Below are 15,733 nucleotides of genomic sequence, written 5' to 3'. Positions count from 1 at the left end.
GTATCCGCACATGCCGACCTGCCCCGCAGGACACAACTCGAACACCGTCGACTTCTGCGACGAGTGTGGCGCTCCCATGAACGCCACCACGCAGTTCTCGGTGCTGCCGCAGCCACCGGCCGGCGGACCCCCGCAGCAGCAGGCGGGCTGGTTCGCGCCGGAGGCGCAGCCGTGTCCCGAATGCGGGGAACCGCTGCTCGACCGCTTCTGCGAGGCGTGCGGGTGGGGTCCGGGAGTGGCGCCGGCGGTTCCGCCGAACGCCGCCGGAGCGCCGCATCAGCCCTTCGACCCCTTCGCGCAGGGCGGCGGGGCTCCGCCCCCGGCCCAGCCGGGGCCCGTGCCGGCGCCGTTCCCGCCGCCGGATGCGCAGCAGTACCCACCGCAGCCCTCGCAACAGTTCCCGCCGCCTCCGCAACCCGCCGAGGCCCCCGCGCCTTTCGCGACGCCGTCGGCCCAGCCCGCCGACCCTTTCGCCGCGGCCTTCCCCGCACCACAGCAGGCGCCGCAGCCCATGCACGCCCCGGCCCCTGCCCCGCAGCAGCCCGCGCCGCCGGTGTCGGCCCCCCCGATGCACGCCCCCGGGCCATGGCAACTGGTCGCCGACGCCGACCGCGCCTACTTCGAACGCATCTGCCGCCTCAACGACCTCGACCCGAACACCATGCAGTTCCCGGCCTACGTGCCCCAGCGCTTCTTCCGGCTGCACGGGCCGCAGCTCCTGCTCGGCCGCAGAAGCGCCTCGAAGGGCATCAACCCCGACATCGACCTGTCCGGCCCGCCGACCGACGCGGCCGTCTCCCACGCCCACGCCCTCTTCATCGCCCAGCCCGACGGGTCCTGGGCCCTGGTCGACGTCGGCTCGTCAAACGGGACTTTCGTCAACGAGTCACAGCAGGCGCTGGTCCGGCACCAGCCCTTGCAGCTCAACGTCGGCGACCGGGTGCACGTCGGCTTGTGGACGACGTTGACGGTCACCACGGGGATGTAGGGGCCGACGGCGCCGCTGCAAGACGGCTCAGAGGGTTTGTGCGCGCTCCGAGAGGAAACGGCTTCCCCGGGTGCCCGGACGGTCTCAGAGCATCCGCAACGGCAGCCGAGTTCAGCACCGGCGCTTACCTCGTCGGGCAGTGCCGATTCCCGGTCTTACACCTAGAGTGTCGTTGGAGTTCGCTGCGAAGTTGTCAGGAGCCCGGTGGTGCCGGGCCGACACAGGGGCTGGTGATGTGCGGATGGATTTCTTACGTGCTCGGATGGACGGGAAGTCCGCCGATCGGACCGCGAGAGCGGTGTGGGTGCTGTACGGGCTGATCGCCGCCGTCTCCTGCACGCTGGTGCTGCTGCGCACTGACCGCTTGTCCGACCTGCACATCTACTACGGCGCGGTGCGCACCGTCCAGTCAGGTGCGCCGCTGTACGACTACGTCGCCGCCAACGGCGGCCCCTTCACGTACCCGCCGTTCGCCGCGCTGGTGATGTGGCCGATGACCGGCCTGCCCGAACCGGTGCTGCGACTACTGTGGCTGGCACTGACCTGCGCCGCCGTGGCGGGGCTGGCGCTGTCGGTGGGCCGGGCGCTGCACGTGCCCCCGCACCGTCGCGCCCTGGCGGTCGCGGTCGTCGCCTGCGCCGTGCTGCTGTCCGCCCCGGCCCAGAGCAACATGCGCTTCGGTCAGGTCAGCGTGTTCATCGTGCTGCTGGCATTGGTCGACGCGGCGGGGCTGACTCCGGCCCGCTGGCGTGGAGTACTGGTGGGCGTCGCCGCCGCGATCAAGCTGACACCGCTGTTGTTCGTGGTGTTCTTCCTGCTCTCGCGCCGGTGGCGCGACGCCGCCCGGGCCGTCATCGCGTTCGCCGCGTGCGCCGTGGTCGGGGCGATTCTGCTACCCGCCGACAGCTGGACGTACTGGTCGGAAACGGTCATGCAGACCTCACGGATCGGCGATCTGTCGTCGCTGGGCAACCAGTCGGTGCACGGGATGCTGCTACGGATCGGGGTGCCGCTTCAAACGCTGCCGCTGGTGTGGATGGGTCTGGCCGCCCTCGTCTGCGGGACCGCGCTGGTGCGCGCCCGGCGCTTGCAGCTCGACGGCGAGCCGGTGCGCGCCACGGTGATCGTCGGCTGCGCGACGGTCGCGGCATCCCCGGTCTCGTGGACACACCACCAGCTGTGGACGGTGCTCGCGGCGATGCTGCTGGTCGCGGCCGAGGGCACTCTGCGGCGGGTCGCGGGGGTCGTGCTGGCGGTGGCGATGACGCTGTCGCTGGGAGTACTGCTCAGCGACGTTTCGGTGTATCCGGGAGTGCAGTTCCTGCTGGAGAACGCCCGCACCATCGGCGTGGTCGCCACGTGCCTGGCGGGGCTCGGAGGCGCTGCGACGCTCGCGGTGACCACCGCGCGACGCGGCGGGCGGGTGTGGCTGCGCGCGGCGACGGCGACGCTGGCGGTACTCGCTTGCTTCGCCGTGCTGCCCTTGCCGGCGGGCGCGGACCCGACGTTCAAGGCCTACGCCCAGAGCGACACCGCCAATCCGCGCTACTTCTACTTCTGCCGTACCGAGCCGGCCTGCTCCGACGCGGCCCAGGACATGGTGTCGCAGGGAGCGGTGATGCGCTTCGATGTGGTCTTCGAGGAGACGAAAGTACGCGTCAACGGCGTGGTCGACGCGTTGGTGGCCCGGCTGGAGTACCGCTCGGCCCCCGGCGGCGCCCCGCGCGGGGTGCCGATCGTGGCGATGTTCGGTGAGCGCGGCTTCTCGTTTCGCAGCGCGAACCTGACCGCGGGCGAGCTGACCGCCTACGCCGCCGACGGCACGCTGCTCGCCGCGTACTCCGCCGAACTCGACCCGGAGGCGTAGCCGAAAGAGCGGCGGGCCGCCGATCCGAGAGGATCGGCGGCCCGCCGTCGTTCAATGCGGCTAGCTGCAGCCGGAGGTCGAGCCGCAGCCCTCGCACACGTAGCAGCTACCGGCCGGACGCATCTTCGTCCCGCAGGTCATGCACAGCGGAGCGTCCGCGGCCTTGCCGAGCGACCTCTCCAGGACCTCCATGGAGGAACCGACCTGACGCTGCGGTGCGTCCTGGACGAGCTTCTCCACGACCTTCTCGATCGGCGCCGAAGCGGCCAGCGCGGCGAAGTCGACCTCGTCCTCTTCGGGACGCGAGACCGAGGCGGGATCTTCCCCGTTGACCTCGGCGATGCGCTCGGCCGAGGTCAGGATCCCCAGCTCCGCGCGGGTCTCGTAGGGCAGGAAGTCCAGCGCCAGGCGGCGGAACAGGTAGTCCACGACCGAGGTCGACATGCGGATGTCCGGGTCGTCGGTCATGCCGGCCGGCTCGAAGCGCATGTTGGTGAACTTCTCGACGTACTTCTCCAGTGGGACGCCGTACTGGAGCGCGATGGAGATCGCGACCGAGAAGGCGTCCATGATCCCGGCCAGGGTCGAGCCCTGCTTCGACATCTTGAAGAAGACCTCGCCCAGACCGTTGTCGGGGTAGCTCGACGCGGTCAGGTAACCCTCGGCACCGCCGACGGAGAAGGACACGGTCTCGCCGAGGCGCTTCTTCGGGAGCCGCTTGCGGACGGGCCGGTACTCGACGACCCGCTCGACCTCGGCCTTGGCCGTGGTGTCGGCCTCGGCGGTGTCCTTCTTCTTGGCCGAGAGGGGCTGGCCGACCTTCGAGTTCTCCCGGTAGACGGCGAGTGCCTTCAGTCCGAGCTTCCAGCCCTGGAAGTAGATCTGCTCGAAGTCGGCGACCGTGGCCGACTCGGGCACGTTCACGGTCTTCGAGATCGCGCCCGACAGGTGCGGCTGGACGGCGGCCATCATGCGGACGTGGCCCATGGGCGCGATGGAGCGGTCGCCCATGGCGCAGTCGAAGACCGCGTAGTGCTCGGGCTTGAGGCCGGGGGCGTCGACGACGTGGCCGTTCTCGGCGATGAACTCGACGATGGCCTCGATCTGCTCCTCCTGGTAACCCAGGTTGCGCAGGGCCCGCGACACGGTGCCGTTGACGATCTGCATGGAGCCGCCGCCGACGAGCTTCTTGAACTTGACCAGCGCCAGGTCCGGCTCGATGCCGGTGGTGTCGCAGTCCATCATGAAGCCGATGGTGCCGGTCGGCGCCAGCAGCGAGGCCTGCGCGTTGCGCCAGCCGTTCTTCTCACCGGTGGCGAGGGCCGACTTCCACTGCGCGACGGCCTCCTTGACGAGGGCCTTGTCGCTGAGGTGGTGCGTCTGGATCTCGTCGACGGCGGAGGCGTGCTTGCGCATGACCCGGGTGTGGGCGTCGGCGTTGCGCGCGTAGCCCTCGTACGGGCCGACGACTCCGGCGAGTTCGGCGGAGCGGCGGTAGGACACGGCGTTCATCAGCGCGGTGATGGCGGCGGCGTAGGCGCGGCCGTCCTCGGAGTCGTAGGCCATGCCGGAGGCCATGAGGAGGGCCCCGAGGTTGGCGTAGCCGATGCCGAGCTGGCGGTAGTCGCGGGTCGTCTCGCCGATCTTCTCGGTGGGGAAGTCGGCGAAGGAGATCGAGATCTCCATGGCGGTGATGACGAACTCGACGGCCTTGGTGAACTTCGCGACGTCGAAGGTGTCGTCGTCGCGGAGGAACTTCATGAGGTTCAGCGAGGCGAGGTTGCACGAGGAGTTGTCCAGCGACATGTACTCCGAGCAGGGGTTGGACGCGGTGATGCGGCCGGTCTCGGGGTTGGTGTGCCAGTCGTTGATGGTGCCGTCGTACTGGATGCCGGGGTCGGCGCACTCCCAGGCGGCGGTGGCCAGCTTCTCGAAGAGGTCCTTGGCGTCGATCCGCTCGATCTCGGCGCCGTCGAGGCGGCCGCGGAGGGCGAAGTCGGTGCCGTTCTCGACGGCGTTCATGAACTCGTCGCTGACGCGGACGGAGTTGTTGGCGTTCTGGTACTGGACGCTGACGATGTCGGCGCCGCCGAGGTCCATGTCGAAGCCGGCGTCGCGGAGGGCGCGGATCTTGTCCTCTTCGCGGGCCTTGGTCTCGATGAACTCGGCGATGTCGGGGTGGTCGACGTCGAGGACGACCATCTTGGCGGCGCGGCGGGTGGCGCCGCCCGACTTGATGGTTCCGGCGGAGGCGTCGGCGCCGCGCATGAAGCTGACGGGGCCGGAGGCGTTGCCGCCGGAGGAGAGCAGCTCCTTGGAGGCCCGGATGCGCGACAGGTTCACGCCGGCGCCGGAGCCGCCCTTGAAGATGAGGCCCTCTTCCTTGTACCAGTCGAGGATGGAGTCCATGGAGTCGTCGACGGCGAGGATGAAGCAGGCGCTGACCTGCTGCGGCGAGGCCGTGCCGACGTTGAACCAGACCGGCGAGTTGAAGCTGAAGTACTGGTGCAGGAGCAGCCAGGTGAGTTCTTCCTCGAAGACCTGGGCGTCGTGCTCGGTGGCGAAGTAGCCGTTGGCCTCGCCGCCGGCGCGGTAGGTCTTGGCGACGCGGTCGATGAGCTGGCGGAGGCTCCATTCGCGGGCGTCGGTGCCGACGGCGCCGCGGAAGTACTTGGAGGTGACGATGTTGGTGGCGTTGATGCTCCAGAACTCGGGGAACTCGACGCCGCGCTGCTCAAAGTTGATCGAACCGTCGCGCCAGTTCGTCATGACGACGTCGCGGCGCTCCCAGTTGACCTCGTCGTACGGGTGCGCACCCTCCGTCGTCCACACGCGTTCGACGGTCAGGCCCTTGCCCTTTTTCCTGCCGTTGACGGCGTTGCCACCGCGGCGGGCCTTCCCCGGGCCCGACGTGGTGCTGACTGCCTCGGTCATGGTTCTCCTTAGAGTGGTCCGCGCGGTGTGCGGCCGCGCCTTGTATAGCGACAAATGACACGTCGGTTATTTCCGGCATCGCCGGTTCGACCGTTTCCCGCTCGCGGCGGGCGCCGGGTCAGGCGTTGTCGGGCGCGGGCGTCCCGACGGGGAGCTTCTCGCCGGCGGGGGCGGGCTCGGCTTCGCCGGGCTCGTCCGGTGGACCGGCGTCGCGGAGGCCGTCGCGCAGCATGGAGATCTCGCGTTCGAAGTCCGCGAGGGACTCGAAGGAGCGGTAGACGCTCGCGAAGCGCAGGTAGGCGACCTCGTCGAGGTCCCGCAGCGGTTCGAGGATGGCGAGGCCGACCTCGTTGCTGGGCACCTCGGCGGCGCCCCGGGCGCGGATGGCGTCTTCCACCTTCTGCGCGAGGAGGGCGACGGCGTCGTCGTCGACGGGCCGTCCCTGGAGGGCCTTGCGGACTCCGGTGACGACCTTGTCGCGACTGAAGGGTTCGGTCACGCCGCTGCGTTTGACGACGGCGAGAATGGACTCCTCGACGGTGGTGAAGCGTTTCCCGCAGCTCTGACAGGAACGCCGGCGGCGGATGATGAGTCCGTCTTCGGCTTCCCGCGAATCGACCACGCGCGAGTCCGAGTGCCGACAGTATGGGCACCGCACGTCACTCGCCTCCTTCGTAGCCCCCGCTGGCAGTCAGTGACGGCCCCGGTGGGCGGGGCGTTGTGGACGGGCTGTGGATGGCCTGTGGAAGACCTACCCCAACCTGTGGACAACTCACATGACTGTAACCACTAGATGTTGTGCCTCCGACGGTATGCCTTTCGACGCGGCGATGCAAGTCGAACCGCCGAATCCCCCGGTGTCGCGTCAATCTCATCCGTTTCGGTGACCCCACCCGTCACGCAATGTGCGGCGCGGACTTCCGACACGGGCCGCCGGAATCGAACGGATGTTTGCCTTCCCCGACACAACCGACTAATGTCACCACCAGCGGCGATCACCCATGAGGAGGACCCAGGTGGCCATCAATCCGGCCAAGCCCGAACAGAGCGTCGATTCGGGCGATTCGGCAGCGGAGAAGGTCGTACTGACCGAACGGCAACGCCGCATTCTCGCCTACATCCGTGAATCGGTCGACGTCAGGGGGTATCCCCCGAGCGTTCGCGAGATCGGCGAGGCGGTCGGTCTGGCGTCGGCGTCGAGTGTGGCATACCAGCTCGGCGTGCTTCAGCGGAAGGGGTTCCTTCGCAAGGCGCCCAACCGTCCGCGCGCCGTCGACGTGCGCCCGATCGAGAACAACGAGCCCGTGCGGCGCCCGACGCCCACCTTCGTGCCGGTGCTCGGTGAGATCGCCGCGGGTACCCCGATCCTGGCCGAGCAGAACGCCGAGGAGGTGTTCCCGCTGCCCCGCGAACTGGTCGGCGAGGGCGCGCACTTCCTGCTGCGCGTCAAGGGCGACTCGATGATCAACGCCGCCATCCAGGACGGCGACTGGGTCGTGGTCCGTCAGCAGAACGACGCGACCAACGGCGACATCGTCGCCGCGCTGCTTGACGACGAGGCGACGGTCAAGACGCTGCGCCGCCAGGGCAACACCGTCGAGCTGGTGCCGCAGAACCCGCTCTACGACCCGATCCCCGCCGAGCACGCCAGCGTGCTGGGCCGCGTGGTGGCGGTCCTGCGCCGGATCTAGGCCGGCTCCCGAACATTTCGAAGAGCCCGGGCTCGGATCGATCCGAGCCCGGGCTCTCACCTGCGTTTGGCGTCAGTAGCCGCGCGGGTCGTCGCGCTGGATGCCGAAGTCGGGATGGGGATCCTCACGGCCGTACTCGTCGCGGCGGCCGCCACCGCCGTAGACGGCGCCGCCACCACGGTCGGGACGGGGAGCCGGGCCGCCGTCGTAACGCGCGCCGGAGTCGTCGCGGTATCCGGCGCCGGCGGAAGGGGGCGGGGCGTAGCGGTCGTCCTGAGCGGGCGCGTCCCGGTATTCGGGGCGGTAGGCACGGTCGTCGTACCCGGCGGGCCCGTCCGGCCGGTGGCCGCGGTCGTAGGGGTCTTCGCGGCGGCCGTAACGATCATCGCGGGGGTCACGGTCGTAACCGCGCGGGTCGTCGTAGCCGTCACGCGGGTCGTAGATCTCCTCGCGGCGGTCGTACCCGGACGGGGCGGGCGGCGACGCGTACCGCGAGCGCGGGTCGTCATCGTCGTCCGGGTCGTCGTCACCGGACTCGGCGTCGCCGTCGCCGTCGCCGTCGCCTTCGAGGCGCCGGCGTTTGCGTGCCTTGACGATCACGATGACGCCGACGGCGGCGAGGATGAGTCCGAGCGCGCCGACGCTGCCGCCGGCGAGGAGGATCAGCTGGTCGAGGGTGAGGTCGCTGAAGAGCCCGCCGCCGTCGGCTTCCTCGGTGGCGGTGTCCTCCGGGGCCGGGGGCACGGTCGGCGTGTAGGTATAGAGGGTCGCGCCGTCCTCACCGTTGGATTCGGTGCCGGTGACGTACTTGCCGTCGGCACCGAAGGTGATGGCCTCGCCCTGGGGCTCCTCGGGGAGGGCCGTGCGACGGGGGGCCGTGCCGCCGGTGATGGTCTTGGCGACGTCACCGTCGGCGACGTCCCACTCGTAGGCGTCGGTGTAGGAGCGGATGACGGCCTTGGCACCGTCGGAGGAGACGGCTCCGCCCGTGGCGACGAGCTGACCGGGCGGGCCGACGGGGCCGCCGGGGGTGTTGGTCTGCGCGAAGGCGAACTCGCCGACCTGTTCCAGCTCGGTGGTCTGCTCGTTTTCGAGTTCGCCCTTGGGTTTGAAGACGAGGGCGGTGGTGGCGTCCTTGGTGACGACGACGGGGGTGCCGTCGGGCTGGAGGAGGAGCGCCTCGGCGTCGTGGGGGCCGTCGGGGAAGGACAGGCGGTAGAGCTCGGCGCTGTTGGGCTCGCTCGGGTCGACCCGCCACAGCGCGATGGTGTCGCGGACCTTGTCGTTGTCGCCGAAGTCGGCGACCCACAGACGGCCCTTCTCGTCGATGCCGAGGTCTTCGGGGTCGTTGGCGTCGGCGGGCTGGCCGTCGGACTTCTTGTACGGCAGGACCGACTCAAGGATGTTGCACTCGGCGTCGAGTTTGAAGATCTCCAGTTGCGCGGTTTCGAGCGTTCCGTCGGGAACGGCCCAGTAGTCGTCGCCGTCGGCGACGAGGCCGGAGAGCTCGGCCAGACGCTCGTCGGAGACGGTGCAGAGCTCTTCGCCCTTGACCGGCTCCGCCGGGGGGTCGGAGGGATCGGCTACCGCGGGAGCCGTCACCGCCCCCACCAGCCCGCACACCAGCGCACCCACCGCCATGGCGCGCGGCGCCATCCCACCAGTTCGCAGCTTCAGTCGACGCACCGGGACAGTGTGCCAGAGCCATTCACGTTCAACGCGCTGGCCGGATCATAGTTCCGTAACGGATGCGAGTGCCGAACAGACGATAACCGTCGTCTCGTCCGATTCGACACGGGGTTAGGGGGTGGGGACGAAGGGGTGAACGGGACTGGAGATCGTGTGGTTCTCGCCCGGCCGCGTGCGGAACGGCGGCGGGCGCCGGCGTTGCCGGGCCGCACGTCCACCGCCGCCACCTCTCTTCCGATGTGGCCTGCGGGGTGGGGTCCCACCTTCAGCGGAAGTCCGCCGCGTGGTCCGCGGCCCACCTCCGGAAGGTTCTCGCAGGGGTGCCCGTGATGCGCTCGACCTCGTCGTTGACCGGTTCGGGGTCGGCCAGCAGCCGGGCCTGGGCCGGGACGACGGCGTCCACCAACTCCGGCGGGTAGCCCGCGGCCTTCATCTCCTCCATGGCCTCGTCCTGGGTGATCTCCTCGAAGCGGACCGGGCGGCCGATCGCCTCGGCGATCAGCGCGACCTGCCGCTCCTGGGTGACCGGTTCGGGGCCGGTGATCAGGGGGCGGGCGGCGAGGAGGGTGTCGGTCGTCAATGCCTTGAGGGCGACCGCGGCCATGTCGGCCTCGTGGATCAGCGGGCGTGCCAGGTTCGCCAGTGGTGCCCGGACGACTCCGGTGGTGCGGACCTCGTCGGCCCAGCCGAGCGTGTTGCTCGCGAAGCCGGTGGGGCGCAGCGCGGTCCATTCCAGGCCGGAGACCTCGATCAAGCGCTCCAGTTCGGCGTGGAAGGTGGTGATCGCCTCGCCGGGCTCATCCGTCGCGTCGGCCACCCCGGCGGAGGAGAGGTAGACCAGCCGGCGGGTGCGCTCGCCGATCATGTCGATCAGGTCCGGTGCGCCCTCGGCGCTCATGAACGGCCACACCAGGAAGACCGCGTCGATGCCGTCCAGGGCCGCGTCCAGCGTGGCGGGATCGCCCAGGTCGCCGCGCACCGTCTCCACGCCCGCAGGGAAGTCGGCCTCGCGGCGCACCAGTGCGCGCACGGGGACGCCCGCCGCGTGCAGCTGGGCGACCAGGGCGCCGCCGACCTTTCCGGTCGCTCCGGTCACCAGGATCTTGGGCTCGGTCATGGCCGTCTCCTCGTCTCGTGTTCCGATGAGATGACCCTCGTACATCAACAAAGGTTCAGGTCAAGTCCGGGCCAGGAGGAGATCCGGCGCCGGCAAGGGGTGTCCTCGGGGATGGACGCCCAACGGTGCCGTGACCTGGGGAGGACACCGCCCCTTCTCCTGCCTGTGCGCTGCGCGACAGCGTGCCGCGGCGGGCCGACGGGGGCCTCCCGGACCACGGCCGGCGCCGCCCCTGTCACAGGGTGGCGCCGGCCGGGTTCGATGTCAGGCGGTCTCGGCCGCCATCTCGAAGGGTCGCAGTTCGGCGGCGAGCGCCTCGTCGACCCGGGCGTGCAGGACGGTCCCGTCGCCGCGGTGTTCGGTGCTGAGCACCTCACCGCGCTGGCGGATCCGGGAGACGAGGTCTCCGCGGATGTAGGGCACGACCACGCGCATCTCGACGGCGGGCTGGGGCAGTTCCTGCTCGATGACGAGCCGGAGCTTGTCGATCCCGGCGCCGCTGTGGGCCGACACGAAGACCGCGTCGGGCCATTCGGCGCGCAGTTCGAGCACCATGTCGGCGTCGATGGCGTCCATCTTGTTGACGACGAGGATCTCGCGGACCTCGTCGGCTCCGATGTCGCCGAGCACTTCGCGGACGGCCTTGACCTGTCCCTGCGGGTCGGGGTGGGATCCGTCGATGACGTGCACGATGAGGTCGGACGCGGTGACCTCTTCGAGCGTCGAGCGGAAGGCCTCGACGAGCTGGTGGGGCAGGTGCCGGACGAACCCGACCGTGTCGGACAGCGTGTAGTGCCGTCCGTCGGAGGTCTGGGCCCGGCGGGTCGTCGGGTCGAGCGTGGCGAAGAGCGCGTCCTCGACGAGCACACCCGCGCCGGTGAGGCGGTTGAGCAGGCTCGACTTGCCGGCGTTGGTGTAGCCGGCGATGGCGACGCTCGGCACGAGGTGCCGGTGACGGTTGTGGCGTTTGGTGTCGCGGGCGGTGCTCATCTGCGCGATCTCCCGGCGGAGCCGGGCGATCTTGGTGCGGATGCGCCTGCGGTCGGTTTCGAGTTTGGTCTCACCGGGACCGCGCAGGCCGACGCCGCCGCCGCTGCCGCCCGCGCTGCCGCCGGCCTGGCGGGAGAGCGCCTCACCCCAGCCGCGCAGGCGCGGCATGAGGTACTGGAGCTGCGCGAGTTCGACCTGGGCCTTGCCCTCGCGGCTCTTGGCGTGCTGGGCGAAGATGTCGAGGATCAAGGCGGTCCGGTCGATGACCTTGACCTTGATCTCCTGTTCGAGGCTGCGCAACTGGCTCGGGGACAGTTCACCGTCGGCGATCACCGTGTCGGCGCCGGAGGTGACGACGGCGTCGCGGAGCTCGCCGACCTTGCCTCGCCCGATGAAGGTCGAGGGGTCGGGACGGGAGCGTCGCTGTACGAGGCCGTCGAGGACCTGGGACCCGGCCGTCTCGGCGAGCGCGGCGAGTTCGGCGAGGGAGTTCTCGGCGTCTTCCAGGGTTCCTTCGGTCCAGACACCGACGAGCACGACCCGCTCCAGCCGAAGCTGCCGGTACTCGACCTCGGTGATCTCGGTGAGTTCGGTGGACAGACCCGCCACGCGGCGCAGGGCGTTGCGCTCGGCGAGTTCGAGTTCGCCGTTGTCGTCGGTGAAGAGGTCGTCGAATTCTGGGTTCATGTTCGTCTCAGTCATTGGCTGAATCGTCGCACGGATGTGCGGAGAGTGCACGCGGGTTTGGGCGTGGGTGAGGTCGGATGGCGTGGGTGGAACGGTGGGAGGGGGCGGGGCATTCCCGTGCGCGGGGCAACACGTGCGCCCCACGCGCGTGGGTCGTGTGCGCAAACGAGTAAGAATGGTGAAGGTTGCATCCACCCAGCCGTCTCAAAGAGGAGCGTCGTGTCCATTCGCCAGCTGCCCAGCGCCGGTTTCTCCATCACCGTTCGTGTCTCGCTTCCCGCGGACGCCGGTGCGATCGGCCGTCTCACCACCGCCGTGGGTGAGGCCGGCGGGATTGTGACCGCCTTGGACGTCGTGAGCTCCGATCACAAGAACGTGGTCGTCGACATCACCTGCGACACGTCCGACTCGGGTCATGCCGAGCAGATCGCGCAGATCCTCGGCGAGTTGCCGGGGGTGTCGGTCCGGAAGGTGTCCGACCGGACCTTCCTGCTGCATCTGGGTGGGAAGGTCGAGGTCACGTCGAAGGTGTCGTTGCGCAACCGTGACGAGTTGTCGCGTGCGTACACGCCGGGTGTGGCGCGGGTGTGCATGGCCATCGCGGAGAACCCGGAGGACGCGCGGCGCTTGACGATCAAGCGGAACACGGTGGCCGTGGTGACCGACGGGTCGGCGGTGCTGGGGCTGGGCAACATCGGCCCGGCGGCGGCGTTGCCGGTCATGGAGGGCAAGGCGGCGCTGTTCAAGCGTTTCGGGGGTGTCGACGCGTGGCCGGTGTGCCTGGACACGCAGGACACCGACGAGATCGTCAACATCGTCGCGGCGATCGCGCCGGTGTACGGGGGCATCAACCTTGAGGACATCGCCGCTCCGCGCTGTTTCGAGATCGAGGAGCGGTTGCGGGAGCGTCTCGACATCCCGGTGTTCCACGATGATCAGCACGGTACGGCGATCGTGGTGCTGGCGGCACTGACGAACGCGCTGCGCGTGGTCGACAAGCGCATCGAGGACGTGCGGGTCGTGGTGTCGGGTGCGGGCGCGGCGGGTACGGCGATCATGAAGTTGCTGCTCAAGCAGGGTGTCGGCGACATCATCGCGTGCGACCGGGCGGGTGCGCTGCATCGCGGGATGGAGTTCAACGGCCGTGAGTCGTGGAAGTGGCTCGCCGAGAACACCAACCGGGACGACTTCAGCGGGTCGCTGAAAGGCGCGCTGGTCGGTTCGGACGTGTTCATCGGGGTGAGCGCGCCCAATCTCCTCGAAGGCGCCGACATCGCCAAGATGGCGCCCGATCCGATCGTGTTCGCGCTGGCCAACCCCGACCCGGAGATCAACCCGATGGAGGCCGCCGAGCACGCCGCGATCGTGGCGACGGGGCGTTCTGACCAGCCCAACCAGATCAACAACGTGCTGGCGTTCCCGGGCGTGTTCCGGGGAATGCTCGACGCGCAGGCCACCGAGTGGACCGACGCCGCCGCGCTCGCCGCGGCTCAGGCGATCGCCGACGTGGTCGGTGCCGACAAGGTCAACCCGAGCGTGATCGTGCCGAGCGTGTTCGACCCGCACGTCTCCCCCGCGGTCGCCGACGCGGTGAAGAAGGCGCTGCTCGCCGGGCGTGAGCAGACTCCGAGCCGGTAGTCGCCGGAGGACGACGTCGAAGCGCCCCGGGCGGTAGGGCCCGGGGCGCTTTCGTGTCGCCGGTCAGACGTAGGCGGAGACGTCCTCGTCGTAGCTGGAGTTCGCGTCCTCCCAGACGTCCTCCGCCTGCTGCTGGTCCTCGTAGGCCTCGGCCTCGTGGTACTGAGCCTCTTCGTACTCGGCCGCCTCGGCGTGGTCGCCGTCGCCGTTCCAGTCGTCGCCCATGGCGCGCTCCTCGTCTCCGGTGGTCCCGCCGCGCCCTGCGCGCGGCTCACATCCGGTGAAACGGAAGGCGGCGCCGTTCGGTTCACGCGACTTAGCGCCGGGGCGTCAGCGCAGGTGGAAGCGTCCTTCGGCGACCATGACGGCCGGTCCACTCAGCCAGAGGGTCCGTTCGTCGACGGTGACGGTGAGGCGGCCGCCGGGCACGTCAACGGTCGCGGTGCCCTGTCCGCCGCCGAGGCCGACGGCGCCCGCCGCGCACGCGCCGGTGCCGCAGGAGAGGGTCTCCCCGACGCCGCGTTCGTAGACGCGCATGCGCACGCCGGTCGGGGTCGGGCAGATGAACTCGATGTTGGCCTTGTTCGGGAACACCGCCGGGTCGACCTGGGGTTCGCGGAAGAGTTCGAGGGCGGCGAGTTCGTCTTCGGTGACGTGTACGACGAGGTGGGGGTTGCCCATGCTGACGTGGGTGCCCTCGTAGGCGCGACCGGCCAGGGTGGCGTGTTCGGTGCCGAGGAAACGCGCCGGGGACATGTCGACGCGGAGGTCGTCGCCGACGACGTCGACGGTGCGCAGCCCGGCGCGGGTCGCGACCGGGACGGCCGAACCGGACGAGAGTCCGGTTTCGAGGAGGTAGCGGGTGAAGACGCGGACGCCGTTGCCGCACATCTCGGCGATGCTGCCGTCGGCGTTGCGGTAGTCCATGAACCACTCGGCGCTGTCGGCCTGGTCGTGCGCTTCGGGGTGTTTGGCGGCGTGCACGACGCGCATGATGCCGTCGGCGCCTATCCCGTTGTGCCGGTCGCAGATGGCCGCGACCTGCGCGGCGGTGAGCTCGATCGAGGCGTCGAGGTCGGGGATGACGACGAAGTCGTTGCCCGTCCCGTGGCCTTTGGCGAACTGAATCCCTGCGGCGCCGATCACCGGGCGCGTTCCTGTTCCCACTGGTCAATGATGCCCGTGGCCGCTTCGGTGAGGTCGGGCCGGGCGGCGTCGAGCCAGACGACGCGCTTGTCGCGGCGGAACCAGGAGCGCTGGCGGCGCACGAAGCGGCGGGTGGCGCGCACGGTGTCGTCGCGGGCCTCGTCCTCGGTGCACTCCCCCGCGAGGAAGCGCAGGACCTGCCGGTACCCGATGGCCCGGGAGGCGGTGAGACCTTCGGCCAGGCCGTGCGGGAGCAGCCCGCGGACCTCGTCGACGAGCCCGGCCTCCCACATCTGGCCGACGCGTGCGGCGATGCGCTCGTCGAGTTCGGCGGTGTCGCGGTCCACCCCGATGCGCAGGCTCCGGTAGCGGGCGACCGGCTCGGGCGGGAGCTCCGCTCGGAAGCCCCCGGTGAGCTCGACGACCTCCAGGGCGCGCACGACGCGGCGGCCGTTGCTGGGCAGGATCGCCGCCGCGGCGGCCGGATCGCGCTCACTGAGGCGGGCGTGGAGGACCTCCGGGCCGTGTTCGGCGAGTTCGGCCTCCAGGGCGGCGCGCAGTTCGGGGTCGGTCCCGGGGAATTCGAACTCGTCGAGGACGGCGTCGACGTAGAGGCCCGATCCCCCGACCAGGACGGGCACGCGCCCGCGGGAAAGTATGTCGACAACGGTAGATCGCGTCGCCTGTTGGTACGACGCCACATCGGCCGTCTGGGTGACATCCCAGATGTCGAGCATGTGGTGCGGGACGCTCTCCCGTTCGGCGACGGTGACCTTCGCCGTGCCTATGTCCATGCCCCGGTACAGCTGCATCGAATCGGCGTTGACGACCTCGCCGCCCCCGCCGGAGCCCACCGCGCGGGCCACCGCCAGCGACAACGCGGACTTGCCCGCGGCCGTCGGGCCGACGAGCGCGATGACCGGTCCCGGGAGGGTTGCGTTTGCATGCACACCTCACCGTAACCACCTTCGCGCGATGCAATACGG

At 69.9% G+C, this 15,733-nt stretch carries 12 protein-coding genes; 4 read left to right on the top strand and 8 right to left on the bottom strand.

Translation table 11 applies throughout. The features are described 5' to 3' along the window. Window positions 1–76 precede the first annotated feature (76 nt). Both HNR73_RS40635 and HNR73_RS07385 read left to right on the top strand, forming a co-directional pair. Window positions 77–988 (top strand): FHA domain-containing protein, encoded by a 912-nt coding sequence (locus tag HNR73_RS40635; RefSeq protein WP_184786548.1) that lies wholly within the window; start codon window positions 77–79, stop codon window positions 986–988. A gap of 262 nt (window positions 989–1,250) precedes the next feature. Next, window positions 1,251–2,855, top strand: a complete 1,605-nt coding sequence (locus HNR73_RS07385; RefSeq protein WP_184786547.1) for a glycosyltransferase 87 family protein — start codon at window positions 1,251–1,253, stop codon at window positions 2,853–2,855. A 60-nt stretch (window positions 2,856–2,915) separates the two neighbouring features. On the opposite strand, the gene HNR73_RS07380 is transcribed toward HNR73_RS07385, so the two are convergent. Both HNR73_RS07380 and nrdR read right to left on the bottom strand, forming a co-directional pair. Beyond that, entirely contained in the window at window positions 2,916–5,789 is a 2,874-nt protein-coding gene (locus tag HNR73_RS07380; protein ID WP_184786546.1) for a vitamin B12-dependent ribonucleotide reductase, read from the bottom strand. A gap of 118 nt (window positions 5,790–5,907) precedes the next feature. Next, window positions 5,908–6,447: a transcriptional regulator NrdR gene (gene nrdR, locus HNR73_RS07375; RefSeq protein ID WP_184786545.1), complete on the bottom strand. Its 540-nt coding sequence runs from the start codon at window positions 6,445–6,447 to the stop codon at window positions 5,908–5,910. 343 nt (window positions 6,448–6,790) lie between these two features. Here nrdR and lexA point away from each other — a divergent pair, with 343 nt between their 5' ends. Next, window positions 6,791–7,480 (top strand): transcriptional repressor LexA, encoded by a 690-nt coding sequence (gene lexA / locus HNR73_RS07370; RefSeq protein WP_184786544.1) that lies wholly within the window; start codon window positions 6,791–6,793, stop codon window positions 7,478–7,480. Window positions 7,481–7,552: 72 nt separating this feature from the next. Here lexA and HNR73_RS07365 read toward each other — a convergent pair whose 3' ends face one another. From HNR73_RS07365 to hflX, 3 genes are all read right to left on the bottom strand, one after another. Next, window positions 7,553–9,166 carry an SdiA-regulated/phytase-like domain-containing protein gene (locus tag HNR73_RS07365; RefSeq protein WP_184786543.1) on the bottom strand — a complete coding sequence of 538 codons (1,614 nt, stop codon included), beginning with the start codon at window positions 9,164–9,166 and terminating at the stop codon, window positions 7,553–7,555. Between the two features lie 268 nt (window positions 9,167–9,434). After that, window positions 9,435–10,286, bottom strand: a complete 852-nt coding sequence (locus HNR73_RS07360; RefSeq protein ID WP_184786542.1) for an NAD(P)H-binding protein — start codon at window positions 10,284–10,286, stop codon at window positions 9,435–9,437. 264 nt (window positions 10,287–10,550) lie between these two features. Beyond that, the gene (gene hflX, locus HNR73_RS07355; RefSeq protein ID WP_184786541.1) at window positions 10,551–11,978 is read right to left on the bottom strand and encodes a GTPase HflX; all 1,428 of its coding nucleotides are present in this window, start codon (window positions 11,976–11,978) and stop codon (window positions 10,551–10,553) included. Between the two features lie 204 nt (window positions 11,979–12,182). Here hflX and HNR73_RS07350 point away from each other — a divergent pair, with 204 nt between their 5' ends. Further along, on the top strand, window positions 12,183–13,601 hold the full coding sequence (locus HNR73_RS07350; protein WP_184786540.1) for an NAD-dependent malic enzyme: 1,419 nt from the start codon (window positions 12,183–12,185) through the stop codon (window positions 13,599–13,601). Between the two features lie 63 nt (window positions 13,602–13,664). Here the strand turns inward: HNR73_RS07350 and HNR73_RS07345 are convergent, their stop codons facing one another. From HNR73_RS07345 to miaA, 3 genes are all read right to left on the bottom strand, one after another. Next, window positions 13,665–13,826 (bottom strand): hypothetical protein, encoded by a 162-nt coding sequence (locus HNR73_RS07345; RefSeq protein WP_184786539.1) that lies wholly within the window; start codon window positions 13,824–13,826, stop codon window positions 13,665–13,667. 105 nt (window positions 13,827–13,931) lie between these two features. After that, window positions 13,932–14,729, bottom strand: a complete 798-nt coding sequence (dapF, locus tag HNR73_RS07340) for a diaminopimelate epimerase (RefSeq protein WP_184786904.1) — start codon at window positions 14,727–14,729, stop codon at window positions 13,932–13,934. Window positions 14,730–14,743: 14 nt separating this feature from the next. After that, window positions 14,744–15,697, bottom strand: coding sequence for a tRNA (adenosine(37)-N6)-dimethylallyltransferase MiaA (gene miaA / locus HNR73_RS07335; protein ID WP_239121979.1), 954 nt, complete (start codon window positions 15,695–15,697; stop codon window positions 14,744–14,746). Window positions 15,698–15,733: the final 36 nt, after the last annotated feature.

Origin of the sequence: Phytomonospora endophytica (genome assembly GCF_014202425.1) — a bacterium.
GTDB classification, from domain to species: Bacteria; Actinomycetota; Actinomycetes; order Mycobacteriales; family Micromonosporaceae; genus Phytomonospora; species Phytomonospora endophytica.
This window is presented reverse-complemented; position numbering and strand designations above follow the sequence as displayed.

What these genes read in the sequence shown, in the direction of transcription:
- HNR73_RS40635 (WP_184786548.1), top strand. Translation starts at nt 77, where the DNA reads ATGAACGCCACCACGCAGTTCTCGGTGCTGCCGCAGCCACCGGCCGGC.
- HNR73_RS07385 (WP_184786547.1), top strand. Translation starts at nt 1,251, where the DNA reads ATGGACGGGAAGTCCGCCGATCGGACCGCGAGAGCGGTGTGGGTGCTG.
- HNR73_RS07380 (WP_184786546.1), bottom strand. Translation starts at nt 5,789, where the DNA reads ATGACCGAGGCAGTCAGCACCACGTCGGGCCCGGGGAAGGCCCGCCGC.
- lexA (WP_184786544.1), top strand. Translation starts at nt 6,791, where the DNA reads ATGAGGAGGACCCAGGTGGCCATCAATCCGGCCAAGCCCGAACAGAGC.
- HNR73_RS07360 (WP_184786542.1), bottom strand. Translation starts at nt 10,286, where the DNA reads ATGACCGAGCCCAAGATCCTGGTGACCGGAGCGACCGGAAAGGTCGGC.
- hflX (WP_184786541.1), bottom strand. Translation starts at nt 11,978, where the DNA reads ATGACTGAGACGAACATGAACCCAGAATTCGACGACCTCTTCACCGAC.
- HNR73_RS07345 (WP_184786539.1), bottom strand. Translation starts at nt 13,826, where the DNA reads ATGGGCGACGACTGGAACGGCGACGGCGACCACGCCGAGGCGGCCGAG.